Origin of the sequence: Oceanococcus atlanticus (genome assembly GCF_002088235.1) — a bacterium.
In the GTDB taxonomy this organism is placed as follows: Bacteria; Pseudomonadota; Gammaproteobacteria; order Nevskiales; family Oceanococcaceae; genus Oceanococcus; species Oceanococcus atlanticus.
In genome coordinates this window covers 568,455-595,203 of record NZ_AQQV01000001.1, presented here as the reverse complement: position 1 = coordinate 595,203, position 26,749 = coordinate 568,455, and the positions used below count along the sequence as shown (strand labels likewise).

Genomic DNA, 26,749 nt, shown 5'->3' with positions numbered 1-26,749 from the left:
GCTTTTGGAATCAACTTTCCAGAGCGTGATGGATGGCGGGTTTGTTCTCAAGGCCACGATCAATCTCGATGACCTGACGTTCTTGCAGCTTCGGATCAAGCACAGCCACATCATGGTAGAACTGTTCGTACCACTGACGGTTCTGATAAATCGGTCCGTCGCCATCGCACAGCATGGGATTATCCACACGCACTTTGTTGTGCCAGATTTCCACGTCCTCAGAGAAGGCTTTGTTGGTCAGATCAATATAGCCCTGAACCATTTCATTGCACTGCTCGTCAGTCATGCCGGGGAATTTTTTAACCAGCACGCCAAAACGCAGTTCGAAGCTGTCATTGTCGATCGGCGTGTGCGAGTTCATCAGCAATGACTCCACCGGCATGCCGTTCATTTCGCCGAACATATGGGTGATCTGGTAGGCCGGCCCGAAGTAGGTTGCGACGGTGGTCAGGTAGTTGCCTTTGCCACCCAGACGCTCGTTTTCACCCACCATGATCTGGGTTGCTTTGTGCCCTTCGAAGATATTGGTGAAGTAGACCACATCGGTTGAGCCATGCACTGGAATGAAGTGTGCCATGTCGGCGATGTTGTCGACCAGCTCGCGGCAGTTAATGTCGATCTTCCACTTGACCACGGACCAGTCGGCCCATTCCGGATCATCGATCTGGGCAATTTCGGGAATGGCCTGCTCTTCGATCGGCGGCTTGCCTTCCGGGTCGTTCCATACGAACAGGAATTTGTTCACTTCACAGGTCGGCCAGGTCTTGATGCGGGCCTTCGGCGGTACGCGCTTAGCGTAGGGAATACCAGCGCAGGATCCATCGCCATTCCATTTCCAGGCGTGGAATTTACAAACGATGGATTCGCCTTCCACGTGGCCCAGCGACAGGTCTGCACCCATGTGAGGGCACCAGGCCTGAACCGCATTGAGCTGGCCGCTTTCGCCCTGGAACACCACCATGCGGGTGCCGAAAATATCCAGCCGATGAAGTTCGCCGTCTTTATAGTCTTCTGCCAGCCCCAGACAGTGCCAACCGCGTGCGAAACGCTCAGGCGGTGCTTTGGCCTGAATTTCATGCAACGGGGTTATGGTCGAGGGCGATTTTATAACGGCAGCCATGGCGTACTTCCTTTGGTTTAGGCGCTCAGTGTCCGGGCGCGCTGTTGTTGTGGCTTCGTCCATTTGAAGGAACTAGAACGTGACCCGGAGATCCAGGCCGTAGGTGCGTGGCTCATTCCACAACACCGCGCGATCCGCGTGCGGCAGATTGTCGATGGCGCTGATTTCGTGGTCGCTGTCGAGCAGGTTACGAACCCACAATCCGGCACTGATCTGCCAGCGTCCCCAGGCGGCGGGGCTGGTGCCCAGATATGCATTCACCAGGTCAAATGCAGGCAGGTCGACCGGGGCGCCTGCGTTTGCACCGCCTTCGCGCGCGCTGGTGTACTGATAGCCCAGATTGAGCGTGAGACTGGTGCGTTGCAGATGAGCAAACGTCCAATCTATGTGTGCCGCGACCGAATGTTCCGGCGCTGAATTGAACTGATACTGGTTCGCGACATTTTCGCCACTCAGCGCATCGGTCACTTGTGTAATGTCGGCATTCAGATAGGCATAGCTGCCGCTCAGCCGCAGGTTGTGGCTGAGGACCACGCTGGCATCGGTCTCCAGACCCCACATACGGGCTTTGCCTGCATTGGTGGTTTTTGTGTCTGACACCGTGCCGGCCAGAATGAAGTTGATTTGCATGTCACGGTAGTCGGTATAAAACGCGCTCGCATTCAGCCGAAGGCGGCGCTGCAGCCACAGGCTTTTCAGGCCTATTTCCCAGCTGCGAACCTTCTCTTTGTCGAAGCCATCGCCAAAGCCGAATCCGTACTCATTGTTGCCGTCGATGTGCGGGTCGCGGGTGTTGAAGCCACCGCTTTTGTAGGCCTCGACATACTTGGCGTAAAGATTGGAATCGTCGCTGTAATCGAAGGCGCTGACGAATGAAAACGAGCTGTCGCTGAATTTAATCTGGCCGGGCACCGCGTCAAAGGTATCTGCGCCGGCCAGAGAAACATTGTCGAATATCAGGTCGGTCAATGGGTTGCTGGGCAGCGGTAGCGGATTGCCAAGGTTGATGCCAATGCCCTGGCCACCCTGGTTGATTTCGACAAATGTGGGGGCTTGTTTGGTCTTGCGAGCGAAACGCTTGTCGCGCGAGTAGCGGTAGCCCAGCGTCAGGTGCAGGCGACGTTGCCAGGCCTGCGGTGTCCATGTGGCCTGACCGAACACTGCGCTGGAATCGTTTTCAATTTCGTTGAATATGCGGTTGAAGGCGACTAGCCGAGGCCCCAGCGCACTCACAAGCTCGCCCAGGCCTGGCGTGGTGGCCACAGGATTGGCGGCAGCGCTGAATTGATGCACCATCGGTTGCCAGTCCTCGACGGCGGATTCTTCAAACCAGAACAGTCCTGCCACGTAGTCGATATGCCCGGTCGGTGTGCTGCCCACAATCTGCAGTTCATGTGATGACTGGTCCTGGGCAATGAAAGGGATGACCAGTGGCGTAGGGCCGCCTTGCAGGCTGGTAGCCGCCGGGCCGTCGTAGCGGTGAGTATCGAGCCGGTAAGCGGTGGAGCCGGCGCCGCCGCCCAGATCGGTATAAAACGATTCTTTGAGGTCGCGATAAGCGCCGATGTACTTGAGGTCGAAGTGCTCGAAGGTCCGCTGCACAGTCAGTGCATGGCCATTGATCAGAGTTCCTGATTCCTCAAGCGGCATGCCGGTGGCCAGCGCGTTCAGGCGTGTATCGCTGAAAACACTGTTGGCCTGTGCTTCGCGTTTGATCAGCTCAAGTTGACCTTTGTCGCCCTCCGGGGTGAACACGGCTTGATACTGATAGTTATAGAAGTCGATCTCGCTACGGTCATAGCTGTAATCAACGGTCCACGCATCAGCGGGGAACCAGCGTACGTCCAGGCGCCCGGACACGCTGCGACGGTCACCATAGTCGCCGCCTGGACCGAGATTTTCGACATGGCCGTCGATTTGACTACCGGCCAAGGCAAGCTTGACGGCAAGGTTGTCGGCCAGTGGCACGTTCAGCACGCTTTTCAGTTTGATGCGGTTGCGGTCGCCAACGGTGACATCCTGTCGGAACGAGGTCTCGTCGACATCGGGCCGGCGTGTGACCAGGTTAATGGCGCCGCCGATGGTATTGCGCCCGTAAAGTGTGCCTTGCGGGCCACGCAGGACCTCAATGCGCTCCAGATCCGCGACTTCAAAGGCTGTGCCGGTGGAGCGCGCGATGTATACACCATCGGCGTACACACCAATGGCTGGGTCCTGAGTAATCTGGGCATCAATGATGCCCATGCCGCGGATGTAGAAACGTAACGTGGCGTTGCTGGTAGGGAAGGGCTCAATCTGTAACGAAGGAACGCTGGCGCCAATGTCAGCGAGCCCGCCGATCCCACCGACCGTGAGTTCATCCTCGCCCAGCGCTGAGATGGAGATCGGTGTGTCCTGCAGAGATTCTTCTCGCCGCTGCGCGGTTACGATGATTTCCTCCAGCGCTGCGGGTGATGTTCGCAGCACTGGAGGTGGCGTTTGCGCACTCAGCGAAATGCTCGGCGACGGGCTTGGCGTTGGCGAAGGGCTGGGCTTGGCCGGCGTTTGTGCAGGGCCGAAAAGGGCATCCAGTTCGTCGTTCTGGGCGTGCGTACTTGCGGACGTGAACAGACTGCTCAGAGCAAGGCTGGCCGGGGCAAGCCAACCGCGGCTAGACCCCAAAGCCGCCCGACACATTGATTTGCTGACCGGTGATGTAGTTGGCCTTGTTTGACGCCAGAAAAACGGCAGCGTTGCCGATATCCTGCGGCTTGCCCCAACGCTTGAGGGCCAGGAGTTTCTGGGTTTCTGCGATCCACGCGTCGTCAAACACACCACGCTCAAGCAGTTCCAGGAACATGCCCGCCTCGATCACCCCAATCAACACCGAGTTGGCGCGAATGTTATTCACGCCTTCTTCTTTGGCAATGCCTTTGATCAGCGCTTCGTTGGCGGCCTTGGGCGCAACCGAGAGACCATCCTTGTGAGGCCACCATGCGTGACCGGCGGAGCCCAGATGCACAAACGAGCCGCCACCGTGCTCGCGCATGTGCGGGATCATGGCTGACATCACGTTGAAGAAGCCCATGGACTCGGTTTCGATCGAGCGTCGCCAGAGCTCCGGCGAGGTTTCGCTCAGAAAGACCTGTTCCACGACCGGGCCTGCCCCGAAAACCACACTGTGGATGCGCCCGTGGGCGGCAACGGCAGCGTCGATGGCGGCCTGGACCTGTTGGGGGTCGGTGACATCAGTTGCGTGTGCAGTGGCTTTGACGCCGTGGCCGCTGATTTCGCTTGCGACGCGCTCGGCGACGTCTTTCTTGCTGCGGTAGGTGAGTGCCACGTCGCTGCCGGCAAGACCGAAGGACTTGGCCACTTCCTGACCAATCCCGCCGCTGCCACCAAAGACGAGAACGGCGCCACTGGGAAATTCGGTATCTGCCACGCGTGTCTCCTCATAATGCTTTTATTGAGACACGATCCTGCTGTCAGCCAAGGCCGGTGACCTCGTCCATAGGGATGAATGCGAGTGGTCAAATGAAAACGGCCGCTACGAGGCGGCCGTTCAGGCGAGATTCACGCCATAACCCACAACAAACGGGATTACGGATTATGGCGCTTTTTTCGGAGGGGCGCGGCGTGACAGTGCCGCATGCCCATCAATGCACGCGATAGAAGCTGGCCGGGTGAAACAGTCGCTCCGGTAGCTGCTCGCTGCTGCGAAAGCCAATGGTTCTCAGTGTGGACTGGCTGCCGTTGATCAGATCGCGCAAGGTGAACTCGGTGGGGTACCAGCGGTCGCCGTCGGCCACGATGGTGTTCGCCGGCACCGATGCTTCCTTGATCAGCTGACCTTGCTGATAGAAGGACAGGCTCAAGGGCAGGCAGGTGTGGCTGTCGACTTGAGCGATCAGATGGTCGTAACCGGCATTAACCTGTTCATCAGGCGAAAGCTTGAGGGTATGCACCGGGCGACCTTGCGTGCTGCTCATGCCGACATATTCGGCGTTCATGTCACCAAACGCACTGCGAATCTGCTTGAAATCGTAGTAGGTGATGTCGGTGCCGAACAGGCGGCCATCCGCGATTTCGCCGCTGACGCGACGCACGCGGGCAACAGCTGGCAGGTAAACGAACATGCCATCTCGCAGGTAGTCGTCGGTTTCAAGAATCAGATAAGCCGAATTGCGCAGAGCGGCGGGCTGGGTGATGCGCATCATGGCGCGGGCACGCCCGATATCGCCGTTCATGCGCTCGCGGGTGAAGAAAATTTCGCCACCCAGCGTTTCGCGTGCGCCGTCCTGCGACGAGGACAGCACGACAAATTCTTCCACTTCCAGCCGACGTGGCAGATTGTCCCGCATGCAGGCCATAACCGAGGCCGCATCGGACACAGGCTGCGCCCCGATGGATGTGAAGGGTATGGCTAGAAAGCCTAATAAAAACAATAATCTCATGATGCTGCACCGCAACAATGTATGGCTATAGTAACCTAATTTGTGCGCCGCAACAATTAATTCAAGAGGCTGAGGCCTCTTTCGATACACCAGAAGCTGGCAAGGCCGCCCATGCTGTAAACGGCCAGCGTTTGCGTGGCTTTGTTCACTTGTTTGTGAATCTTTGCAGCCAATGCGAAGAGCGCTGCTAACGCCGCCAGGAAGGCAAGCTGGCCCACTTCTATCCCGAGGTTGAAGGCCAGCAGGGCTGCAAGCAAATCCTGCTTGGGTAAGCCGATGTCGCCCAGTACGCCGGCAAAGCCCATGCCGTGAATCAGACCGAATATGCTGAAGATCAGCCATTGCTGCCCGCCGCGATTCGCGGGTTTGCGGCTCAGCGACAGGGCCAGCGCAAGAATGGTGGCGGCGATCGTGAACTCGACCCAGGTGCTGGGCACGCGGATCGCATCAAGACTGACGGCGGCGAGCGTGATGCTGTGCCCGAGCGTGAATGCTGTGACGTTGGCCGCAAGCGCACGCCACCCGTGGGTAATCAGGAAAAGCCCGAGCACCAGCAGCAGATGGTCCAGCCCGATCAGGATGTGTTCGATACCCAGCACGAGGTATTCCAGCACGACTGAGTCGGACGCGTGACGGGCCGAGAAGCGGTGCTTGGGGTTAGCTGCTGTAACCAGGGTTTGCTGCGTATTTTGGGCGTTGTGCAGGCGCACAAGCACAGCCGTACGGGCGGCTTCCAGCCCCTCGATGTTGAGCGTCCGGCCGTCCAGTGCCTGATCGCAGCTCAGGGTGTAGCGCCGATCAAGCGCCGTGCCCTGCTGGCTGATGGTCTGAGGACCTTCCTTACAGCCATCAGGCCATTGCAGCGTCAACGGCGGTGTCTGCAGGCCAAGGCGCCATAGGATGGAATAGTCACTGTCGCCCTGTGGCGTGATGTCGAGCAGGGCAGGAGCGAGCTTGTGCGCCACCGCTGGCATGCTGCACCAGCACAGCAGCAGAGCAATGATGAGGCGAGTTCGGTTCATGAATTGACCCGGTAACGTGCGCGCAGACCTTGGACATACTTGGCAAAGTGCTGCCGTTTGCTTTGTGCTGTCCACAACGCAAGCACATCCGCCCGGACCTGCTCGAACTCCGCTGGGCGGGCCGGCTCACGGGTCTGAATGCTGATCAGATGCCAGCCGTAGTGCGATGCGACGGGGCCGATCCATGCAGCCGTGGAGTCTTGCTCCAGCAGCGCTGGCATCTGTCCACCAAAGGTGTCCTTGAGCTGGCGAGCGCTCATGTGCTCGAACCTGTGGCCGTGCAAGAACGGATCTCCTGCGCGGGCATCGGGTCTGGTCTTGAGCAATCGCAGGGCTCTGTCCTTGGCCTTTGCCCAGGCTTGTGTGGAGGAGTCGGCTGGGCGCACGTAGATGTGCTCGAAACTGATGCGTGCGGGCTGTGTCCAGCGCGCCTGGTGGGCGGCAAACACCTCACGAAGCTCGGCCTCGGTCGCTGGTGGTCGGTTGCTAACGATCAAACTGCGCATACGCTCCAGCAGGCGTCGCCGAATCAGATCGTCGCCCCGGTGCAGCTGCAGTTCCAGGGCCATGTTGATCATCTCGTCCTCGGGCGCTTCGATGCCGAGAAAAACGGCATCCTGATACAGGCGCGCCAACACCACTGGATCGTGCCTGTGCAGACCCAAGCGCAGCGCCTCAGCAAACACCAGACGCCGTTCGATCTCCTCGCGCACCAGTGCGGCCTGCACTTGGGCGTCGGCCATGCGCCCGTGGCGGCTGCTCCAGTCGGCCACCAGGGTGGCAATTTCCTGTTCGGTTGGCGCATCGATCTGGCGGCTTGCACGATCCTGCAAATAGACAGATGACAGCCACAAAGCGATGCCGATCAGCATGAAATGCAACAGGGGTTGGCGAACGAAAGCGCGCATGATGAGGTGCTATGGATTTTGTGGGCTGTACCAGATCGGCGAGGTCCAGGCCCGCTCCTGAACGGTGCGCGGGTAGCTGTTGTCGCAACAGGCTGCGAATTCCTCCGGCACAGCGGACGGATCAGCACAGGATATGCCGGCTTTAAGACACTGGCGTGTCGACCAGCGGCAACTGGGGTTTTCCACCACGCGAGCATAGTAGAAGGCGCCTTGCGCCGGATCGAAAGCCGGGTCTTCCCACACGCCGCACAGCTCGGCGAACCCGGTGCCCGTGGGGCTGCAGCTGGTCATGTCGACGGCAGCACCGTTGTTGGCATCACCGGCGATGTCGAAGACCTGCTCGTGCTTGCCGCTGGCATCGTGCCAGCCCTTGATGATCTGGATGCGCTGCAGCAGTCCGGAATCCTGAGGGTCGGGTTGCGGATCGGCCATGGCCCAGACAGCCATCTTGGGTGCGGCCGAGCTGATCGGTGGTGCCGGCAAATCAGCCCCCATTGGGACCCCATGCTGGTAGCCGGTGGCAACAAAATCCTCGCGTGCACACAGGTCATCGGGCAAATCAAAGCCACCGAAGCTGCGCACCACCGGGCGGGTGCCGCTGGTGCCATAGACTTCCTTGCGTCTTAGCGCCTCGAACAGGGATGTGCGGGTGTTCTGTTCGGCCCACACCACGGCCAGCCCACCGGGGCTGTACTCGACCAGGTCGGTCAGGCCAGGCGGTACTTCGTCGGTGGCTGCCGCGCCAGCGCCGCCATGTCCGGGGAAGTTGTCTTCGGTGGTCAGGCCGGGCGTACCCAGATGGGTATCGGAGCTGGAAATAAAGCCGTATTTGAACGGGTTGACGCCAAGTTCCAGTTCCAGCCGGAGGCCATCCTTGAGGGCCTCGCGCAGGAAGTCCTGCTCCACCGGCTCACCGGTGTTGAAACCGCCGAAACGGTCGCCGGTGAGGTTGTTGTAAGGCAGCAGTTCAAACCCGCACAGCTCGTCTTCGGCACCCGGGCCGCGGGTGCCCAGGCATTCCGACTGGCCCTTGTGCTGATAGATCTCGGCCAGCGGTTCGTTGCGCTGGCGTGCTTCGGCCACGGCGCTGTCGTACGGGTCGCCATCCTTGTCGACCGGGTCGAACATCAGACCGGCGCTGAGATTGGAGTTGTGCGGAATGGTCAGGTACTCGCAGTCCTTGTCCAGCTGACACAGCTCGTCGAGCACGGTCCACAGGTTTTCCGGTTCGGGGTATTCCTGAAACGCCGGTGGCAGCTCCGGCACCTGATCGCTCTTGAAAATCACGTTGCGATGCAGGTTGTTGGACAGCGGCGCGCCGGTCCACTCATAGCCCACGAAGGTGGTGAACTGGCAGTCGTTGCTGCGATCGTAATGCACATCGGCGGCGTGGCGGATGTCGTTCCACGGCGTTTGCGCGGCATCCAGGCACTGTGCGCCGCCAAGGCCGCAGTAGGGCAGGCGCGGCACGCTGCCATCGGCGCCGATCAGTGGCAGGGAATTGATGATGGGCAGGGCGGCAACCGGGGTCTGCGACAGGTCGGGCAGGCCCACCGCGACCAGATTGAAGAACAAAAAGGCGTTTTCTGGTGACTGGCGGTAGAACACGCATTCCGGAGCGTTGTACTGCAGATAGTCCGGGTTGGTGCAGATTTCCACTTCGCCGAACAGTTCGGCATGGTCGGTGACCGCGGCGAAATCCAGCGGGCGGCTGAGCTGTGCATAGCGCAGCGGTTCGCCATCCTCGGTGTAGGGCTGGATGCCCAGCCTGGCGCCCTTGGCAAATCGATAGGACTCATCCGGACTGATGATGGTGCCCTGGGTGTTGGCGTCTAGCGAGTACACCGTGTGCACATGCAGATCGCCAAAGTAGGGGTTCTTCAGCGGATTGTGATCATTGCAGACGCGCTGCGCATCGGCGACATCCGGCACGCCGGGCGGCGTTGTCGGCTGAGGAATCGGGTCCTGCGAGGTGCGGCAGCCAAGCAGGGCCAGAAAGCTGGCGGCGATGGCCAGACGAATGGACGCGGTGTGCATGGTGTCTCCTCATGTCGCGTACGGGCGGAATCGCCGGGTGATTCAGGTCACCCGGTCGCTCCTATGTTTTGTTCACGGTGGCCTTGTCGAGGAAGGCCGGGCGCTCGCCGCCGCCATTGATCACGATATTGCTGCCGGATACGTACGCGGCCTGGTCGGAGGCCAGCCACACACAGGCATTGCCGATGTCATCCGGCTGGGCCAGACGTTGCATCGGAATGCTGCTGGCAACAGCGGCAATGCCGGCCTCATCTCCAAAATGAAGATGGGCCTGCTCGGTCAGCACCGGCCCGGGGCTGACCGCCGCCACGCGCACCTTGGGCGCCCATTCCACGGCCAGTGACTGGGTTAGATTGAGCAGGCCGGCCTTGGCCGCACCGTAGGCCGCAGTTCCGGGCGAGGCACGGTCCGCGCTGACGCTGCCGATATTGATGATGACGCCGCCATGGTCCTGCTGCTGCATCAAGGCGTTGGCGCCCTGGGCCAGGTTCAGCGGGGCAAGCAGGTTGAGCCGGATGATCGCCTCATGAAAGCGCGGTGAGGCCGCATCCGCCATGGCGAAAGGCGAGCCGCCGGCATTGTTGATCAGCACATCAAGGCGACCATGACGCGCCGCGATGTCGGCCAGCAGCGCTTTGCAGGCTTCGGCGTCGCGGATGTCGGCGGCGATGAATTCCGCCTGGTTACCGTCCACCTCGACAGGGTTTTCGGGCGCGTTGCGGGCGGTGATGATGACCTGCGCGCCACGGGCCAGAAAAGAGCGGCTGATACCCAGGCCGACGCCCTTGGCGCCTCCGGTGATGAGAACGATCTGAGTGGTGCGGGCGGTCATGCTTTTGCGGCCGTTTTCTTCTTGCGCACCGACGCCGTTTTGCGACGTGGTTTGGGGGCTTCGACCGCGCTTTGAAGATCATCCAGGGCGTCACGCACATACACCGCAATGCGCTGCAGATTGGGGATGGTGTCGCGACAGCCGACGATGCCGAACAGAATCCTGTCGGCATAGCCAACGATGGTGACGTTGAGCGTATGGCCGTCAAACAGCAGTGATACCGGATATATCGCTTCCATCTGCGAGCCGCGGAAATACAGCGGCTTCTTGGCAGCAATCACGTTGGACACGGTCACGTTGAACATCGGCGGTAGCTTCTGGCTCAGGCCAGTCATCTGGCCCAGCATCATCGGACCAATGCCGATAACCGAGTACTGATTCAACGCCTCATTGGGCAAGGACGCCATTTTGGCCTTGGTGTCCGAGGTGGTGGCGTTGATGTAGGACAGACGCTCGGCCGGGTTGGACAGATGGGTGCCCATCGGGCAGACAAAGCCGACCACACGGTTACCGGGTTTGTCGTTGAGGTGTGGCAAACCGATCGGCACCGAGGCGTAAAGCGTTTTGTCGGGCAGCGCACCTTGTTCGTCCAGATAGCGCCGCAAAGCCCCGCCAAGCACGGCCAGACACACATCGTTGACCGTGGTGCCGGCGGCCTTACTGATCGCACGGGCGCGTTCCATCTCGATCCACTGGGTGGCCACGCGGCGGTGCTTGGTGATGCGGCCGTTGAAGATGGTGCGGGGTATGTCCAGCAGATTGGGCAGGCCACCGTGCGGGTTGTCTGCGGTGCGCGCCATCTCACGCATCTTTTTGACCAGCTTGAGCGAGCCCTGCAGATTCTTGCCGCTGATCGTCAGCGCGTTTTTGACCATGTCATTGGCGTTGACGTTTTTCGGCACGGAGGTTTTGCGGGCCGGCTGGGGCAGCGACCAGGGGCCGGCATCGGTGGCCTCGTGGGGATCATCGGACAGCCAGTTGTTCATCATCTTGATCGCGGAGAAGCCGTCCACGGCACTGTGGTGGGCCTTCTGATAGACCGCGAAACGGCGGTTCTCCAGACCTTCGATCAGATGGCATTCCCACAGCGGCTTGGTCATGTCCATGGGGATGGAATGCAGCCGTGAGATCAGTACACCCAGCTCGCGCTCGCCACCGGGATGGGGCAGAGCGGAATGCCGCAAGTGGTAATCGATGTCGATCTCGCGCGCCTCTTCCCATTGCGGCATCAGACGCGCGCGGCGTCCGGGTTTGAGCCGCCAGTTGTAAGGCGGGTTGATGACCGGGCGGCTGCGCATGTAGGCAAACAGCTCGCTGAGATAGTCAGGCGGCGCATCGTCAGGCAGCTGGAAGATCATAAGCCCCGCCACATGCATGGGCGTGCGCTTGCTTTCCATGCGCACGAAGGACGCATCGAGCGGATTGAGCAGATTCATGGGTCTCCCAAGGCGGTCTGAGGCCGTTTTGTTGTTTCTAAGGTAAGCAAGCTTAGCGCCAAATTCTGTCGCCGCGTGGTCCGTTTGGACCGTAGTCCAATCGGGTGAAGCTGCAACACCGGTGAAATCGAACAATGATCAGCGCTGCGCACGGTCTGCGCCGTGCCCGTTCAACTGCTGGAAATGCCCGTCGATGTCCGAATTGCCGATACCGCAAGCCCACTATGTCAACGCCAATGGCCTGAAGATTCATTACCTTGATGAAGGTCAGGGCCAGCCCGTGGTGTTTCTGCACGGCAGCGGCCCCGGGGCCAGCGGTTACAGCAATTTCAAGATGAACTACCCGCAGCTGGCGGCCGCCGGATACCGCTGCATCGTGCCGGATCTCCCCGGCTACGGGCGCTCTGACAAACCCGAAGATGCGCAGTACATCAACGATTATTTCATCGCCACGCTGCACGCCTTTATTGCCGCGCTGGATCTGGGGCCGGTGACCTTGCTGGGCAATTCGCTGGGTGGCGCGATCGCGCTCGGCTATGCCCTGGCGTATCCCGATGAGGTGTCGCGGCTGATTCTGATGGCGCCGGGTGGAGTCGAGGAGCGCGAAGCCTATTTCGAGATGGAAGGCATCAAGCGCATGATGGCGCTGTTCGCCCAGGGCCCGCTGGATCACGACAGCATGCGCAAACTGCTCGGCTTCCAGCTGTTTGACGCCACGCAGGTCAGCGATGCGGTGGTCAACGAGCGCGTCGCGGTGTGTGCCCTGCAACCGTCGACCGTGCTGTCGACCATGCGCGTGCCCAACTACACAGAGCGTCTGGGGGAGATCAAGTGCCCAACGCTGGCGTTCTGGGGCATGAACGATCAGTTCAATCCTTTGTCAGGCGCGCAGAAAGTGGCGGCGGGTATCGCCGACTGCAAGATGGTGCTGGTCAACCAGTGTGGTCACTGGGTGATGGTTGAGCATCAGGACTTTTTCAATCGCAGCTGCATCGACTTTCTGAATCACTCATGACGCTTTGCCCTGAATTGATCGCCGCGCTCGGCGATGAACTGTTTGCGGCCCTGCGTGAGCGCCGCACCCTGTCGCCGCTGACCAGTCGCCACCCCGATCTGAGCATCGAGGAGGCCTACCGTATCTCGCTGCGCATGCTCGAGCGGCGCAAGGCTGAAGGCGAGCGGGTGGTCGGCAAGAAGATCGGCGTGACCAGTAAAGCCGTGCAGGACATGCTCGGCGTGCATCAGCCGGATTTCGGTTTCCTGACCAACGTGATGGAAATGTCCAATGGCGCCAGCGTGAGCCTGGCCGAACAGCGGCTGATCCAGCCACGAGCCGAGGGCGAGATCGCGTTTCGTCTGAAGCAGGACCTGCGTGGGCCGGGGATCAGCGCCGAGGATGTGCTGGATGCCACCGACTACGTTTCGGCCTGCTTCGAGATCGTCGATTCCCGTATTGACGACTGGACCATCAAGATTCAGGACACCGTAGCCGACAACGCCTCGTGTGGCGTGTTCGTGGTCGGTGAAGAGCGGGTCGATCCGCGCAGCCTGGATCTGGCGGCGGCGGCGATGACGGTGTGGCGTAACGGTGAAGAGGTCGCACAAGGGCTGGGCAGTGCCGTGCAGGGGCATCCGGCCGCAGCCGTGGCCTGGCTGGCCAACACGCTGGGCGAATTCGGCATTCCGTTTCTGGCTGGCGAGATGATTCTGTCGGGCTCGCTGGCCCCGCTGCTGCCCATCGTCAGCGGCGACGAATACACCCTGCGGATTTCCGGCATCGGCGATGCCGCCATCCGCTTCATCGATTAAATCCGCGTTTACGCGGATCGAGAATCTGTCATGAGCAAAATCAATTGCGCGATCATCGGTTCCGGCAATATCGGCACCGATCTTCTCTACAAACTCAAGCGTTCGGAGCTGCTGAACCCGGTCTGGATGGTGGGTATCGAACCCGAATCCGAAGGCCTGGCGCGGGCCCGCGACCTGGGTTTGAAAACCACCCACGAGGGTGTCGACGGCCTGCTGCCGCATGTGCTTGAGGATGAGGTGAAGATCGCGTTTGATGCCACCTCGGCCTATGTGCACAAAGACAACTCAGACAAGCTCACCGCCCTGGGCGTGATGATGATTGATCTGACCCCGGCCGCGATTGGTCCCTACTGCGTGCCGCCGATCAACCTTGCTGAACATGCCGGCAAGCGCGAGCCCAATGTCAACATGGTGACCTGCGGTGGCCAGGCGACCATTCCCATGGTCTACGCCGTGTCGCGGGTGCAACCGGTCAAGTACGGCGAGATCGTGGCCACCGTGTCATCCAAGTCGGTCGGCCCGGGTACGCGCAAGAACATCGATGAGTTCACCCGCACCACCTCCGGTGCGGTCGAGAAGATCGGCGGTGCCAAGCAGGGCAAAGCCATCATCGTGATCAACCCGGCCGATCCGCCCCTGATCATGCGTGACACGATTCATTGCCTGACCGAGGACGAGCCGGATCAGGCGGCGATCACCCAGTCGGTGCACGACATGATCGCCGAAGTGCAGAAATACGTGCCCGGCTACACCCTCAAGAACGGGCCGGTCTTTGACGGCAACCGGGTGACCGTGTTCCTGGAAGTGGAAGGCCTGGGCGATTTCCTGCCCAAGTACGCCGGCAACCTGGACATCATGACCGCATCTGCGGCGCGCACGGCAGAGATGTTTGCCGAAGAGATGCGTGCCGGACGTCTGAATTTCGAACCCGCTGCTGCCTGAGGACACTGCCATGGACTTGAACGGAACCCAGATCAAAGTGCATGACATGTCCTTGCGTGACGGCATGCACCCCAAGCGTCATCAGATCACCATTGATCAGATGAAATCAATTTCCCAGGGGCTGGATGCGGCCGGTGTGCCGCTGATCGAAGTGACTCATGGCGATGGCCTGGGCGGGGCCTCGGTCAACTACGGTTTTCCTGCCGCCAGCGATGAAGAATATCTGCGTGCGGTGATCCCCGGTCTCAAGCAGGCCAAGGTTTCGGCCTTGCTGCTGCCGGGTATTGGCACCGTCGATCACCTGCGCATGGCCCATGATTGCGGGGTCAGCACCATCCGTGTGGCAACACATTGCACCGAGGCTGATGTGTCCGAGCAGCACATCTCGTTGGGGCGCAAGATGGGCATGGACACCGTCGGCTTTCTGATGATGGCGCACATGATTCCGGCCGAGCAGTTGGTTGAACAGGCCCTGCTCATGGAAAGCTACGGCGCCAACTGCCTGTACATCACCGATTCGGCCGGCTACATGTTGCCCGAGGATGTGAGATCGCGGGTTGCCCTGCTGCGTGAAAAGGCCCATCCGGACACCGAAATCGGTTTCCACGGCCATCACAACCTGTCCATGGGCGTGGCCAATTCCATTGCTGCGGTCGAGGCCGGGGCACGCCGCATCGATGCCGCCTGTGGTGGCCTCGGGGCCGGTGCTGGCAACACACCCATGGAGGTGTTCGTGGCGGTGTGCGAGCGCATGGGTATCGAAACCGGCGTGGATGTGTTCAAGATTTCCGATGTGGCCGAAGATCTGGTCACTCCGATCATGGATTTCCAGGTGCGCATCGACCGCAACGCGCTGACCTTGGGCTACGCCGGGGTATATTCCTCATTCCTGCTGTTTGCCAAACGGGCGGAAGAAAAATACGGCATTCCGGCGCGCGAGATTCTGATCGATCTGGGCAAGCGCAAGATGGTGGGTGGTCAGGAAGACATGATTGAAGATGCAGCCCTGACCATGGCCAAGGAACGCGGACTGATCGCCTGAGACGAGCGTGCCGCACGCTTGAGCGTGTGATGCGGATCACAGCCTTGGGTTTCGATTGCCGGCCTCAAGGCGGTGTGTCCCATGGATTCGGGACAACCGTGGGCCGGCTCAGCGACTAGGCTAAACCCAGTTTTGGGTGAGGCAGAGATGGGCGATGAACAAGCGTGTGTTTGGCGTATTGCGGCTGGTGGTGTTTGTCGCGCTGGCGGGCGGTATGGGCGCTGCGCCGGCCCAGCCCGCGGCGCCGGATGAGAGCGCCTGGTATCTGGTTAATCCGCTGTACGGCAACATCAAGCGGTATGTGGTTGGCGATGACGCGTTGACTATCGCCGACGTCTACCGTGCTGAGGATGGCACGCTGATCGCCGAAAATCTGAGCCGGCACCCGCTGCTCTACGAGCACGACGGTGCCCTGGTTTACCGTCAGGCTGAGCATTTTGTGAGCCTGCGCTTGCGCACTGACAGCGGGCCGCACTTTCAGGCCGTGCAGCAGCGTCTTGGCAGTGCCGACAGCCTGGAAAAAGCCAAAGCCCTGCTCGCTTCCGAGCAAGCTTACGATGCCTTGCTGCAGGTGCCGGCGTTTACCGCAAAAGGCCTGGCTGAATTGCAGGCGCGACCGGATTTGCGTGAACTTGAACGGGCCGAGTTGTTGGCGCTGCTTGAACGGCGCCAAGCCTATGGCGAACTGCTCAGCGCCTACCTTGCACAGCACACGCCACGCAATATGCGCGGGTTTGCCCGGCGTGCGACCCAGAACATGTTTTACAAGGATGTGCTGCGCCTAGGCTACAACCCGTATGCCGAGTTCGACGGCGACCCTTTCGCGCGCTTCAGCCAGGATGATGAGATTCAGCAGCGCCTGCACACGCCGATTGCCACCGCTGCGCCATAGCCTTGCGCGCAGGCTGGGCTGTGCTATCAATAGCCTGGACAATCATTCGGAGATGGCATGGACACGCACCCCACAATGCCTGCGCAGGATCGACCCAAACGTTCGGGAATCAAGCTTTTCCTGATTGTGTTCTCCGCCGTGCTGGTGGCCTTGCTGGTCGCGATCATGGTGGCCCGGTGGTGGCTGTTTCCGTCCCAACTCCAGCCGGTGGAGCTGCGTGCCTCCGAGAAGCTTGAGCTCAACCACAAGCTGCGTGCCCTGGGATATCAGCAGGACGCCTTCCCGGAGGTGGCGTCTGCCGAGGCGCTGGAACCGCAGGCTTACAGCGAGGATGGTGCGAGCCGCGAGGTGCGTTTCAAGGAGCGCGAGCTCAATGCGCTGCTGGCCAAGAACACCGAACTGGCCAGCAAGCTGGCAATCGATCTGTCAGATCAGCTGGCCAGCGCCCGTCTGGTGTTGCCGCTGGACCCGGATTTTCCCATTCTTGGTGGCCAGACCCTGCGCATGAATGCGGGGCTGGAAGTGGCGTTTCGTGAGCGCCGTCCGGTGATCGTGCTCAAAGGCGTGAGCGCCTGGGGCGTGCCGTTACCCAACGCCTGGCTGGGTCATCTCAAGAACGTGGATCTGGTGGAGAAGTTCGGCGCCCAGGGCGGCTTCTGGCAAGCCTTTGCTGATGGTGTGGAGCACATCGAAGTGCGCGATGGCGAGGTGTTCGTGAAGCTGCGCGAATAGCGCGGATGTCAGGCCGCAGCCGGAGGTGAACCCATCACCGGGCAATTCAGCTGGCCGTCCTGCAGGGCCAGAACCAATGTGGTGCGCGGAGCAAAGCGAGTTGCTGAAATTTTCCAGCCAGCCTCGGTCAGGCGATATTCATCAACATACTCGCCGCCAATCTGGGTCAGCGTATTGTCCTGGGTGTTGATGAGCTGATACTGCAAGCTCCAGTGGCCTCGCGCATGATCACTGGCCAGCAGCTCAATCTGCGGATTGCTGGCATGGTGCCACTCCAGCATGTGCGGATGGCAGGCGATTTGGCGAAACACCGCCACCAGATCGTCAGCATTGTCGAAGCAGCCAATCGGCCCGTAATCAATATCGACAGCGCCATCCATGAACGCATCGCGAAAGCCCTGGCAATCTTTGGCGTCGCAGCTGGACAGATAGGCTGACTTGAGTTGCCGGATGGCGTCCAGGGCTTCGAGTTGGCTGAGCCGCTGCTCAATCGCTGATGACATGCGCAAATCCTTGTGGTGTCTCCGCCCTCCAGCTTAGCGTTGCGTGATCGGCTGAATTCGTCCGTTTGTGCCAGATTGACAATCATTTGCCGTGTAAACAGCCGTATTTGTAGGGGTTTTTGATCTGCTACGCATGGATGAAGCAGGGTTTTCGACTACACTGCAAGCTATGCGCTTGGCCTCATGCCGGGCTGGCGCAGACCAAACGGCGGACACCGGGGACACAGGGGAGTGTTATGAAGTTTGTGAAGCTGTTCTTCAGCTTTGTGCTGGTCATTGCAGCGTTGGGCGGTTTGGGTTTTCTGATCCAGAAAACGCAGGCGGCTGACGGGCAGAAGCACCTGGAGCGCCTGGCGGCCTTGCAGAAGATCAATGATCTGGATGTGGCCTTGAACCGTGCGATGACCTTGAACCGTGCGTCGTCGTTGCAGCTGCAAAGCGACAACAAATCCGAAATCATCGCCAGCCTGGGCGATGCGATGGACGACATTGATAGCGGCGACAACTCGCTGCGCGGATTAACGCAAGAGATCGATGCGTCCCTTGATCAGTTTCTGGCCACCGCTGGCGACAAATTCGTGCTGGCCTTTGATTTTGATATCCGTTCCTCGCAGATCATTCAACGCTTGATTCGCAGCGCCGATGCGGTGCCGCTGTACACCAATCAGTCGAAAAACCTGGTCGAGGCGGGTGGCAACATTGATCAGTTATTGAGTCGCCTGCAGACCGACGCGATGGCGGTCATTATCGCGACCAGCCCGGAGGAGCGCTTGCTGGACGGTATCCAGTCGCAATTGGTCACCCTCAAAGCGTCGATTTCGCCGGACCAGGTTGAGTTGGCTCAGTCGGTCGACCAGCTGGAATTTGCCATCAAATCGGTCATTGCTGACAAGCGCGAACTGGTTGAGAGGCTGGATGAATTCTTTGATGCGCCCACGGCGCAGCACCTCAAGGACCTCAACGACATCTACACCCAGTGGCATGAATCGCGTGTCTCCGAAGCAGCAGAGTATCGGCAATACCTGGTTGCCTACGCGGTGGTCTTGCTGCTGATTCTGGCCTGGTTGGGCTTGCGTCTGCGGCGCAGCTTCATCGAGCTGGATCGCGCCAATGAAACTCTGGAAGCGCAGGTTGAAGAGCGCACCCGCGATCTCAGCGACACTCTGAAAGAGTTGCAGAACTCTCAAGCGCAGCTGATTCAGTCGGAAAAAATGGCTTCGCTGGGTCAGATGGTTGCCGGGGTGGCTCATGAGATTAATACCCCGCTGGGCTATGCCCGCGGCAACGCCGACATCGTCAAAACATCACTGGTCGATGTGCGAGCCGTAACCAATCAGCAAAGCAAGGCTTTGCAGATGATTGCCAACGGTGCAGATTCCGAAGCGGCCGTCGCTGAGGCCTTAAGCATGGCGATTGCGCTGGATCAGGATCTGGCGACCGGTGAGTTGCTGGACGAGCTCGACAGCCTGCTCGCAGATACCGACCACGGCCTTGAGCAGATTGCAGAGTTGGTGGCCAGCCTCAAGGATTTCTCACGTGTGGATCGTTCACGTGATGACGTGTTCGACGTGAATAAAGGGATCGAATCCGCGTTGAAGATTTGCCAGAACCATCTCAAGGGCAATATTCAGGTCAAGAAAGTTTTCGGTGAGTTGCCCGACATCGAGTGCTCGCCCTCGCAGCTCAATCAAATCTTCCTTAACATCATCACCAACGCCGCGCAGGCCATTGATGTGGCCGGGCGCGATGAGGGTCGCATCTTCATTCACACCAGCGCGCTGAACGAGGGCGTCAATATCCGCATTTTGGATAACGGCTGTGGCATGAGTGAAGAGACCATGGCGCATATTTTTGAACCGTTCTTCACCACCAAGCCGGTGGGTAAGGGCACGGGGCTGGGCATGTCGATCATCTACCGCATCATCGAAGATCATGGCGGTAGCATCGATGTGAAATCCATAGAAGGAAAAGGCAGCGAGTTCAGTGTCTGGTTGCCACTGAAGCAACCGGATGTTGCGGCGGCAGATGACGCGGTTGCGGCGGCCGCATAAGCCAGTTTGAGGTCAAAATGTCAGAGACGGAAAAAGCACGGGTTCTGTTCGTAGACGACGAGCGGCGCATTCTTACCACCATGCGCATGCTGTTTCGTGGCGACTACCAGATGTTCTTTGCCAACAGCGCAAATGAGGCGATCGAATTCCTCAAGCGAGAGACGGTCGACGTTGTGGTCAGTGATCAGCGCATGCCGGGCATGACCGGGGTGGATTTGCTGCGCGAGGCCAAAGACTTGCGCCCTGAGGCGATGCGCATCTTGCTGACCGGTTATTCGGATCTCAATGCGATCATCGGATCGATCAACGAGGGCGAGATTTTCCGCTTTGTTAACAAGCCCTGGGACAACAAGGAGCTCAAAGCGACCGTGGCTCAAGCCGTGGAAGCGGCCCGCACCACACGGGAAGCGATACAGCTCTCGCGCAGTGAAGGCGGCTCGGACGAGCAGGCGGCGTCCAATCTGCCCGCCACGCTGGTGCTGGATGAAGATCCCACAGTTGCACCGGCGATTCAGCAAATGCTCGGTAATCAGTACCGGGTGGTTGCGGCAACCACCATTGAAGGTGCCATCGAGATCATGGAGCGTGAGGCAGTGGGGGTGGTGATCACCGATACGCGCGTTCAGAACCAGTCGGTGGTGAGTCTGCTCAGCACGCTCAAAGAACACAATCCGGAATTGATTTCCATGGTGGTGACCGCGCGGGCCGATGCTGGCATGGCGATCGAGTTGATCAACCAGGGGCAGATTTATCGTTTTATCACCAAGCCCTTGCGTGAGACCCAGACCAAGATCACCGTGGCTTCAGCAATCAACCAGCATCGTCGTATGGCGCGCCACAAGCAATTGAGCCGCCGTTACCAGGTGCAAAAACCGGTTGAGCCCAAGCCGGAGAATCCGCCATTGGCCAATGGTTTGCTCAACCGCATACGTTCCTTGCGCCGTCTGGTTACTGGCTAGAGCCTGAAACAGGCCTGCCGCGGCTTAGAGCAGGGCGCGGGTTTGCTCCGAAACCGGCGCCTGCATCATCGCGGTCAGGCAATCCTCCAGATTGGACACGAACAGCTCGGTCATCTGATTGATATCGGCACCGGGCGAGGCGGTGTCACGCAGGCGTGAGTGCTCGGCCAAGCCGTGGGTCAGGAACACGCCCAGCATGATGCCGCGGTGAAATTTGACGCTGGGCGTGAGCGGGCCCAGCTGCTGGTCCAGCGCCTGAGCAATGCGTTCCACGGAGTGGATGCGGAACGTCGGCGCATTCAGATGCAGGGCTGCCATGGTGTGGGTGATTACCAGATGTGCGCTAAAGCGCACAAAGTCTGCGCCTCCATCCGGGTCATCGAGCTTTTCCACCATCGGCTGCATCACCGCGCGCAGCACCTTGCGCAGGGTCAGGTCACCTTGTGCTTCGAACTCATCAAGCAGTTGGTCCCGACGCTTGGCAATCGGTGGTTCGTGCTTGTCCAGAATGGCCTGCAACAGGCCTTCCTTGCTGCCAAAGTGATAGTGCGTGGCGTTTTTGTTGCGCTGACCGGCGGCTTTGTTGATGTCGTTTAACGACACACCCTCAATGCCGCGCTCGGCAAACAGCTTTACGGCCACCTGGATGATCTTGTTGCGTGTCGTCGCGCTGCGTTCTGTTCGGGCCGGGTTGTTTCGGGCTCTCATTTATCTCCGCCACCAGTGCATCACGACATCATATTGAAAATAGCGCTGTTGTGCCGCTTTTGCCGCTTGCTCTGGGCTTCCAGCCGGCTGCGATGGAGCATGTGGCATGACGCTGAGCTTGAAAAATAAGGCACATGCCTTAATATAAAGACATGAGATAAGGAGGTTGCCTTAAATGAATGCCAAAACCCCAATGTCAGCTTGCGAAAAATTCACTGTGCGCCACTTCAGCGGACTGGGCGCCATGTTCTTGGCGGTGCTGCTGATCGCGGCTGGATGCGGCGTGATGCGCGGCTGGCAGGCCGACAGTGCGCAGCAGTTGTTCGGTCATCAAGCGATCGCGCTGAGTACCAGCAAGAGTTGATGTCCTGACATCATTAAGTGACGGGCTGTGACGGTTTGTCGTCACGGCCCGGAGTTTGCAGGTTGCGGCGCAATCTTGCCGCCGGAACCGCCGGGTGACCCAGCTACTCGCCGCTAACGCATTTTCCCGTTATCTGACCACGCCCGGTCTGGGTGCCGCCGCCCTGCTGATGACCTTGCTCGGGATGATGGTTATCCCGATGCCGCCCCTGCTGCTGGACTTGTTGTTCAGCTTCAATATTGCGTTGTCGATCACCATCTTGCTGGCCGTGGTGTACGTCCGGCGTCCGCTGGAATTCTCGGTATTCCCGACTATCCTGCTGATCGTCACCCTGCTGCGCCTGTCGCTCAATGTGGCGTCGACCCGGGTTGTACTTTTGCACGGACACGAAGGATCGGGTGCGGCCGGTCGTGTGATCGAGGCCTTTGGCGAGTTCGTGATTGGTGGCAACTACGCCGTGGGCCTGGTGGTGTTTGCGATCCTCACCATCATCAACTTTGTTGTGGTGACCAAGGGCGCGGAACGTATTTCTGAAGTATCGGCACGCTTCACCCTGGATGCTATGCCGGGCAAGCAGATGGCCATTGATGCTGATCTGAACGCCGGGCTCCTGAGCAACGACGAAGCTCGCGCGCGGCGCGAGGAGGTCCGCGACGAGGCTGACTTTTACGGCTCAATGGACGGTGCATCAAAATTCGTTCGTGGAGACGCGCTGGCCGGGTTGCTCATTCTGTTCATCAATCTGATCGGCGGTCTGATCATCGGTCTGGCCCAGCACGATTTGAGTTTGGCGGACGCTGGGCGCACGTACAGCCTGCTCACCATTGGTGATGGTTTGGTGGCTCAGCTGCCGGGCCTGATGTTGTCGACGGCCGTCGCGATCCTGGTCACCCGCATGTCGCAGGCGCAGGATGTGGGCGAGCAGGTGATGGGGCAGCTGTTCGGCTCTCCCCGCGCGCTGGCGATCAGTGCAGCCATGCTCGGTGTGATGGGACTGATTCCGGGCATGCCGAATATGCCCTTCCTGTTGCTGGCCGCTGTCTGCGCCGGGTTGGCCTGGTGGCGGGCGCGTCAGAATCTGCCGGGTGACGGCGAAGATGAGGTTGAAGAGGCGCAGCGCAATGAACCTGCAGCGCCAAGCGAGGTTGGCTGGCACGATGTTGAGGCCGAAGACCCGCTGGGTCTGGAGTTGGGCTACCGCCTGATCCCGCTGGTCGACACCCGTCAGGGTGGTGACCTTATGAACCGCATCAAGGCGGTGCGCCGCAAGCTGACCAAGGACCTGGGTTTTCTGGTTCCGGCTGTGCACATCCGCGATCGTCTTGATCTGGCCCCGACCGAGTATCGCGTGACCTTGTATGGCAGCACGCTGGCGCGTGTGACCTTGCACCAAGGGCGCGAGTTGGCGCTGTCGTCGGGGCAGGCATTCGGCGATCTGGACGGCATCAAGACCACCGACCCGGTGTTTGGTCTGGATGCATGGTGGATCGAGCCGGCACAGCGCAGCGCCGCACAGGCCCAGGGGTACACCGTGGTCGATCCGGCCAGCGTGGTTGCCACGCATCTGTCACATCTTATTCAGCAGCATGCCTCGGAGTTGTTCGGGCATGACGATGCGCAGCAGTTGCTTGATCGCTTGGCTGAGAACTCACCGCGTCTGGTTGAGGATCTGGTGCCCAAGAAGCTGCCGCTGGCGAGCCTGGTGCGGGTCATCCAGAACCTGCTCAGCGAGGGCATTCCGGTCAAGAACACGCGTGGAGTGCTGGAAGCGCTTGCCGACGTGGCCGGAGGTGAGGCCAGTGTCGACAGTCTGACGGCCGCAGCCCGTCGCGCACTGCGGCGACAAATCCTTGAAAGCATTGCGCCGCAGATTGAAGAACTGCCGGTGATGACCCTGGAGCCGTCTCTGGAACGGATGTTGCACGACGCAGCCAGGAACGACGTGATGGAGCCGGGAGTGGTTGAGCGTATGCATGAATCAGCGAGCAGCAATCTGAAAGCACGTCAGCAAGCCGGCGAGCCAGCCGTATTGCTGGTTCCGGAAGGCTTGCGCGGCTGGATGTCGCGGCTGTTGCGTCCCAGCTTGCCGGATCTGCACATCCTCTCCTACAGCGAGATGCCGGAGCAGCAGCGCATCCGCGTTGTCGGTTCACTGGCCTGACGGATAGCGCCATGAAGGCAATACACGAGGCAAATCAGCAATGAAAATCAAACGTTACAGCGCGCGCGACATGCGCAGCGCACTGCGCGCGGTGCAGCAGGAGCAGGGCCCGGACGCCGTCATTTTGTCGACTCATGAAACCCGCGAGGGTATTGAGCTGGTTGCCGCCGTCGATTACGACGAATCCCTGATTCGACATGCTTCGGGCAGAAAACCCGGAGTCTCTCAAGACGCCGACGATGCGGCCACCACGGCCAGCGGGTTCGATGTGTCCGGCGTCGCTGCAAGCGCCGCGGGCGGTGATGCCATGGCGCTTATGGAGCAGCGTTTGGAAGCCATGCAGGAGTTGCTGCAAAACCGTCTTGATGCGGTGGCCGGCACGTGCCGTTCGAATTGCCCGGGACATCAGGCGGCCTATGCCTTGTTAACCCGTATGGGGATCGCCGCTTCGCGCGTCGATGAGCTGCTCAAGACGCTGCCCAGTGGCCTGAATGTGGATGCGGCCCGACAGGCCGGTCTGCAGGCGCTGGCATCGGCTTTGCCAATTGGTCGTCAGGAATTGCTCCATGATGGCGGCGCGGTGGCTTTGATGGGCCCTACGGGTGTTGGCAAAACCACCACCGCGGCCAAGCTTGCAGCGCGCCACATCCTGCGTTTTGGGCAGGGCAGCGTGCAGTTTGTGGGCACTGACGAATTCCGTATCGGGGCGCAGGAGCAACTCGCCGCCTTCTCCCGCATTCTGGGGGCGCCGCTGCACCGCATCCAGGCCGCTGACGAGCTGGGCGACATTCTCGCTGCGCGTCAATCACAGGAATTGATCGTCATTGACACCGCCGGCGTAGGCGGGCGTGATCTCAAGCTGCATCAACAATTTGCCTGCTTGCTGCCACAGCAGCGTATACACCGGGCGCTGTGCTTGTCGGCATCGACCGCGCCCATGGACCTGCTGATGCAGGCCCGGCGCTTTGACGCAGCACGACCGAATTGCCTGATTCTGACCAAGCTGGATGAGACGCGGCAGCTGGGTCAGGCGCTTAGCTTCATCGCGGGTCAAGCTTTGCCGCTGGCCTACGCCACGGATGGTCAGCAGGTACCTGAAGATTTGCATGTGGCGCGCGGGCATGACCTGGTTGCGCGGGCACTGGATCAATGCCGGCGTGCCGGCCAGCCGGAGAATCTGCGTGCCTGTGCTTGATTATCACCAGGCTTCCAGCATGGACCGGCGCCATGAATCGTCCCGCCCTCAGGTCATCACAGTGGCCAGCGGTAAGGGCGGGGTAGGCAAGAGCAGTGTGTCGGCCAATCTGGCCTTCGCCTTGCAAGCCTCAGGGCGGCGCGTACTGCTGCTGGATGCTGACTTCGGCCTGGCCAATCTGGATGTGTTGATGGGTTTGCAGCCGCGCTTCCATCTTGGGCATGTTCTGGAAGGACGCTGCGATCTGGCCGACAGCATCGTAACCGGGCCGCAAGGTTTGCTGATCGTCCCGGCAGCATCGGGCAACACACGTCTGGCTGAAATGTGTGCAACCGAGCAAGCGGGCCTGATCCATGCGTTCAGCGATCTGGACATGCCGGTCGATACGCTGATCGTAGACAGTGCGGCTGGCATTGCCGGCAACGTGCTGACGTTCGCGCAGGCCGCTGATCATGTACTGGTCGTGGTGTGCGATGAGCCCGCTTCGATCACCGACGCGTATGCGCTGATCAAGGTGCTGTCGCGTGACCGGCAGCTCAGCCGCTTTCAGGTCTTGGCCAACATGAGCCGAGATGCTGGGCATGGCCAGCAACTGTTTGCCAAGTTATTGCGCGTGACAGATCGGTTTCTCAACGTCAATCTCGAATACTTGGGGCACGTTCCGTTCGATGAGCGCTTGCGTCAGTCGATCCAGCGTCAGCAGCTGGTGACGCAGATCTGGCCGGGCAGCCCCGCGGCACTGGCTTTTCGCGATGTGGCCAAAACCGTCTCGACCTGGCGTGAAGTCAAGCGGCCGCGCGGCCATGTGGAATTCTTTGTTGATCGCATGATCAGCCCCGCCGTGGCCGTGGCCTCATGAGTGTTGCGGCGGAGTACCTCAGCACGGCCCAGCTGCCCAGCGCGGATACGCTGGTCGAACAGCATGCCCCGCTGGTCAAGCGTATTGCGCTGCATCTTTCTGCCCGACTGCCCGATTGCGTCGAGCTGGATGATTTGATCCAGGCGGGCATGATTGGACTGCTTGAAGCATCCAGTCACTTTGATCCGTCGGCTGGCGCCAGCTTCGAGACTTTCGCCGGATTTCGTATTCGTGGCGCCATGATTGATGAGCTGCGTCGCGGCGATTGGGCACCGCGCTCAGTGCATCGTGGTATGCGCGACGCGGCCGAAGCGATGCGCCAACTGGAGCAGATGCTGGGTCGTCCGGCACGTGAAAGTGAGGTGGCCGAACGGCTGGAGATCGACATGCCAGCGCTGCGCAGTTTGTTGGCCGACGCGAGTCGTTGTCAGGCGCTGCCGCTGGAGTACTCCGACGACGAAGGCGATCACCTGCGCGCCGACTTGCCCAGTTCCGGCGACTCGCCGGCGGCTCACTATGAGCATGGCGCGTTCGAGAAAGATCTGGCTTCGGCCATCGCTGAGTTGCCCGAACGCGATCAGCTGGTCCTGTCGTTGTATTACGACCAGGGCCTCAATCTCAAGGAAATTGGCGCTGTTCTGGGGGTGAGTGAATCACGTGTCTGCCAACTCCAGGGGCGCGCTCATCTGCGCCTGCGCGGCAAGCTTCAGGACTGGAATGCCCATCAACAAGGACCATGAC

Annotated in this window: 24 protein-coding genes; 13 read left to right on the top strand and 11 right to left on the bottom strand. The window is 60.1% G+C overall.

The features are described 5' to 3' along the window. Positions 1–10 precede the first annotated feature (10 nt). From ATO7_RS02760 to ATO7_RS02720, 9 genes are all read right to left on the bottom strand, one after another. Positions 11–1,120 carry a Rieske 2Fe-2S domain-containing protein gene (locus ATO7_RS02760; protein WP_206044766.1) on the bottom strand — a complete coding sequence of 370 codons (1,110 nt, stop codon included), beginning with the start codon at positions 1,118–1,120 and terminating at the stop codon, positions 11–13. Between the two features lie 72 nt (positions 1,121–1,192). After that, on the bottom strand, positions 1,193–3,781 hold the full coding sequence (locus ATO7_RS02755) for a TonB-dependent receptor (RefSeq protein WP_158523010.1): 2,589 nt from the start codon (positions 3,779–3,781) through the stop codon (positions 1,193–1,195). Next, the gene (locus ATO7_RS02750) at positions 3,771–4,544 is read right to left on the bottom strand and encodes an SDR family NAD(P)-dependent oxidoreductase (RefSeq protein WP_083559377.1); all 774 of its coding nucleotides are present in this window, start codon (positions 4,542–4,544) and stop codon (positions 3,771–3,773) included. The genes ATO7_RS02755 and ATO7_RS02750 overlap by 11 nt, the downstream gene beginning before the upstream one ends. Positions 4,545–4,758: 214 nt before the next feature. Further along, positions 4,759–5,556, bottom strand: a complete 798-nt coding sequence (locus tag ATO7_RS02745; protein WP_083559376.1) for an outer membrane lipoprotein-sorting protein — start codon at positions 5,554–5,556, stop codon at positions 4,759–4,761. A 56-nt stretch (positions 5,557–5,612) separates the two neighbouring features. Next, a complete protein-coding gene (locus ATO7_RS02740) occupies positions 5,613–6,653 on the bottom strand; it encodes a HupE/UreJ family protein (protein WP_146680113.1) in 1,041 nt (346 codons plus the stop codon). Further along, positions 6,575–7,486, bottom strand: coding sequence for a peptidyl-prolyl cis-trans isomerase (locus tag ATO7_RS02735; protein ID WP_083559374.1), 912 nt, complete (start codon positions 7,484–7,486; stop codon positions 6,575–6,577). The genes ATO7_RS02740 and ATO7_RS02735 overlap by 79 nt, the downstream gene beginning before the upstream one ends. Positions 7,487–7,495: 9 nt before the next feature. Then, complete coding sequence (locus tag ATO7_RS02730) at positions 7,496–9,523, bottom strand: DUF3604 domain-containing protein (protein WP_083559373.1); 2,028 nt, start codon at positions 9,521–9,523, stop codon at positions 7,496–7,498. A gap of 61 nt (positions 9,524–9,584) precedes the next feature. Further along, on the bottom strand, positions 9,585–10,355 hold the full coding sequence (locus ATO7_RS02725) for an SDR family oxidoreductase (protein WP_083559372.1): 771 nt from the start codon (positions 10,353–10,355) through the stop codon (positions 9,585–9,587). Continuing rightward, positions 10,352–11,791, bottom strand: a complete 1,440-nt coding sequence (locus ATO7_RS02720; protein ID WP_083559371.1) for a WS/DGAT/MGAT family O-acyltransferase — start codon at positions 11,789–11,791, stop codon at positions 10,352–10,354. The genes ATO7_RS02725 and ATO7_RS02720 overlap by 4 nt, the downstream gene beginning before the upstream one ends. 193 nt (positions 11,792–11,984) lie before the next feature. Here ATO7_RS02720 and ATO7_RS02715 point away from each other — a divergent pair, with 193 nt between their 5' ends. The 6 genes from ATO7_RS02715 to ATO7_RS02690 all read left to right on the top strand — a co-directional run bounded on the left by ATO7_RS02715 (position 11,985) and on the right by ATO7_RS02690 (position 17,208). After that, positions 11,985–12,806 (top strand): alpha/beta fold hydrolase, encoded by an 822-nt coding sequence (locus ATO7_RS02715; RefSeq protein ID WP_083559370.1) that lies wholly within the window; start codon positions 11,985–11,987, stop codon positions 12,804–12,806. Further along, complete coding sequence (locus ATO7_RS02710; RefSeq protein ID WP_083559369.1) at positions 12,803–13,600, top strand: fumarylacetoacetate hydrolase family protein; 798 nt, start codon at positions 12,803–12,805, stop codon at positions 13,598–13,600. Before ATO7_RS02715 ends, ATO7_RS02710 begins: the two co-directional genes overlap by 4 nt. A gap of 30 nt (positions 13,601–13,630) precedes the next feature. After that, entirely contained in the window at positions 13,631–14,542 is a 912-nt protein-coding gene (locus ATO7_RS02705) for an acetaldehyde dehydrogenase (acetylating) (RefSeq protein WP_083559368.1), read from the top strand. Between the two features lie 10 nt (positions 14,543–14,552). Then, the gene (gene dmpG, locus ATO7_RS02700) at positions 14,553–15,584 is read left to right on the top strand and encodes a 4-hydroxy-2-oxovalerate aldolase (protein ID WP_083559367.1); all 1,032 of its coding nucleotides are present in this window, start codon (positions 14,553–14,555) and stop codon (positions 15,582–15,584) included. A gap of 154 nt (positions 15,585–15,738) precedes the next feature. Next, a complete protein-coding gene (locus ATO7_RS02695; protein ID WP_083559366.1) occupies positions 15,739–16,476 on the top strand; it encodes a hypothetical protein in 738 nt (245 codons plus the stop codon). Positions 16,477–16,533: 57 nt separating this feature from the next. Then, the gene (locus ATO7_RS02690; protein WP_206044765.1) at positions 16,534–17,208 is read left to right on the top strand and encodes a hypothetical protein; all 675 of its coding nucleotides are present in this window, start codon (positions 16,534–16,536) and stop codon (positions 17,206–17,208) included. 8 nt (positions 17,209–17,216) lie between these two features. Here the strand turns inward: ATO7_RS02690 and ATO7_RS02685 are convergent, their stop codons facing one another. Beyond that, entirely contained in the window at positions 17,217–17,711 is a 495-nt protein-coding gene (locus ATO7_RS02685; RefSeq protein ID WP_083559364.1) for a nuclear transport factor 2 family protein, read from the bottom strand. 236 nt (positions 17,712–17,947) lie between these two features. On the opposite strand from ATO7_RS02685, the gene ATO7_RS02680 reads away from it, so the two are divergent. Both ATO7_RS02680 and ATO7_RS02675 read left to right on the top strand, forming a co-directional pair. Beyond that, complete coding sequence (locus tag ATO7_RS02680; RefSeq protein WP_158523009.1) at positions 17,948–19,762, top strand: DAHL domain-containing protein; 1,815 nt, start codon at positions 17,948–17,950, stop codon at positions 19,760–19,762. 17 nt (positions 19,763–19,779) lie between these two features. After that, entirely contained in the window at positions 19,780–20,721 is a 942-nt protein-coding gene (locus ATO7_RS02675; protein WP_083559362.1) for a response regulator, read from the top strand. 24 nt (positions 20,722–20,745) lie between these two features. Here ATO7_RS02675 and ATO7_RS02670 read toward each other — a convergent pair whose 3' ends face one another. Then, the gene (locus ATO7_RS02670; RefSeq protein WP_083559361.1) at positions 20,746–21,429 is read right to left on the bottom strand and encodes a TetR/AcrR family transcriptional regulator; all 684 of its coding nucleotides are present in this window, start codon (positions 21,427–21,429) and stop codon (positions 20,746–20,748) included. 175 nt (positions 21,430–21,604) lie between these two features. Here ATO7_RS02670 and ATO7_RS02665 point away from each other — a divergent pair, with 175 nt between their 5' ends. From ATO7_RS02665 to ATO7_RS02645, 5 genes are all read left to right on the top strand, one after another. Then, the gene (locus ATO7_RS02665) at positions 21,605–21,793 is read left to right on the top strand and encodes a hypothetical protein (RefSeq protein ID WP_083559360.1); all 189 of its coding nucleotides are present in this window, start codon (positions 21,605–21,607) and stop codon (positions 21,791–21,793) included. Between the two features lie 94 nt (positions 21,794–21,887). Continuing rightward, positions 21,888–23,954 carry a flagellar biosynthesis protein FlhA gene (gene flhA / locus ATO7_RS02660; protein WP_083559359.1) on the top strand — a complete coding sequence of 689 codons (2,067 nt, stop codon included), beginning with the start codon at positions 21,888–21,890 and terminating at the stop codon, positions 23,952–23,954. 40 nt (positions 23,955–23,994) lie between these two features. Further along, complete coding sequence (gene flhF / locus ATO7_RS02655) at positions 23,995–25,149, top strand: flagellar biosynthesis protein FlhF (protein ID WP_083559358.1); 1,155 nt, start codon at positions 23,995–23,997, stop codon at positions 25,147–25,149. Continuing rightward, on the top strand, positions 25,136–26,008 hold the full coding sequence (locus tag ATO7_RS02650) for a MinD/ParA family protein (protein ID WP_276206663.1): 873 nt from the start codon (positions 25,136–25,138) through the stop codon (positions 26,006–26,008). Before flhF ends, ATO7_RS02650 begins: the two co-directional genes overlap by 14 nt. Next, positions 26,005–26,748: an RNA polymerase sigma factor FliA gene (locus ATO7_RS02645; protein WP_083559357.1), complete on the top strand. Its 744-nt coding sequence runs from the start codon at positions 26,005–26,007 to the stop codon at positions 26,746–26,748. The genes ATO7_RS02650 and ATO7_RS02645 overlap by 4 nt, the downstream gene beginning before the upstream one ends. The last annotated feature ends 1 nt before the right edge of the window (position 26,749 follow it).

Coding starts and splice junctions, on each gene's coding strand:
- ATO7_RS02760 (WP_206044766.1), bottom strand. CDS start 1,120: ATGGCTGCCGTTATAAAATCGCCCTCGACCATAACCCCGTTGCATGAA.
- ATO7_RS02745 (WP_083559376.1), bottom strand. CDS start 5,556: ATGAGATTATTGTTTTTATTAGGCTTTCTAGCCATACCCTTCACATCC.
- ATO7_RS02735 (WP_083559374.1), bottom strand. CDS start 7,486: ATGCGCGCTTTCGTTCGCCAACCCCTGTTGCATTTCATGCTGATCGGC.
- ATO7_RS02730 (WP_083559373.1), bottom strand. CDS start 9,523: ATGCACACCGCGTCCATTCGTCTGGCCATCGCCGCCAGCTTTCTGGCC.
- ATO7_RS02725 (WP_083559372.1), bottom strand. CDS start 10,355: ATGACCGCCCGCACCACTCAGATCGTTCTCATCACCGGAGGCGCCAAG.
- ATO7_RS02720 (WP_083559371.1), bottom strand. CDS start 11,791: ATGAATCTGCTCAATCCGCTCGATGCGTCCTTCGTGCGCATGGAAAGC.
- ATO7_RS02715 (WP_083559370.1), top strand. CDS start 11,985: ATGTCCGAATTGCCGATACCGCAAGCCCACTATGTCAACGCCAATGGC.
- ATO7_RS02710 (WP_083559369.1), top strand. CDS start 12,803: ATGACGCTTTGCCCTGAATTGATCGCCGCGCTCGGCGATGAACTGTTT.
- ATO7_RS02705 (WP_083559368.1), top strand. CDS start 13,631: ATGAGCAAAATCAATTGCGCGATCATCGGTTCCGGCAATATCGGCACC.
- dmpG (WP_083559367.1), top strand. CDS start 14,553: ATGGACTTGAACGGAACCCAGATCAAAGTGCATGACATGTCCTTGCGT.
- ATO7_RS02695 (WP_083559366.1), top strand. CDS start 15,739: ATGAACAAGCGTGTGTTTGGCGTATTGCGGCTGGTGGTGTTTGTCGCG.
- ATO7_RS02690 (WP_206044765.1), top strand. CDS start 16,534: ATGGACACGCACCCCACAATGCCTGCGCAGGATCGACCCAAACGTTCG.
- ATO7_RS02685 (WP_083559364.1), bottom strand. CDS start 17,711: ATGTCATCAGCGATTGAGCAGCGGCTCAGCCAACTCGAAGCCCTGGAC.
- ATO7_RS02680 (WP_158523009.1), top strand. CDS start 17,948: ATGAAGTTTGTGAAGCTGTTCTTCAGCTTTGTGCTGGTCATTGCAGCG.
- ATO7_RS02675 (WP_083559362.1), top strand. CDS start 19,780: ATGTCAGAGACGGAAAAAGCACGGGTTCTGTTCGTAGACGACGAGCGG.
- ATO7_RS02670 (WP_083559361.1), bottom strand. CDS start 21,429: ATGAGAGCCCGAAACAACCCGGCCCGAACAGAACGCAGCGCGACGACA.
- ATO7_RS02665 (WP_083559360.1), top strand. CDS start 21,605: ATGAATGCCAAAACCCCAATGTCAGCTTGCGAAAAATTCACTGTGCGC.
- flhF (WP_083559358.1), top strand. CDS start 23,995: ATGAAAATCAAACGTTACAGCGCGCGCGACATGCGCAGCGCACTGCGC.
- ATO7_RS02645 (WP_083559357.1), top strand. CDS start 26,005: ATGAGTGTTGCGGCGGAGTACCTCAGCACGGCCCAGCTGCCCAGCGCG.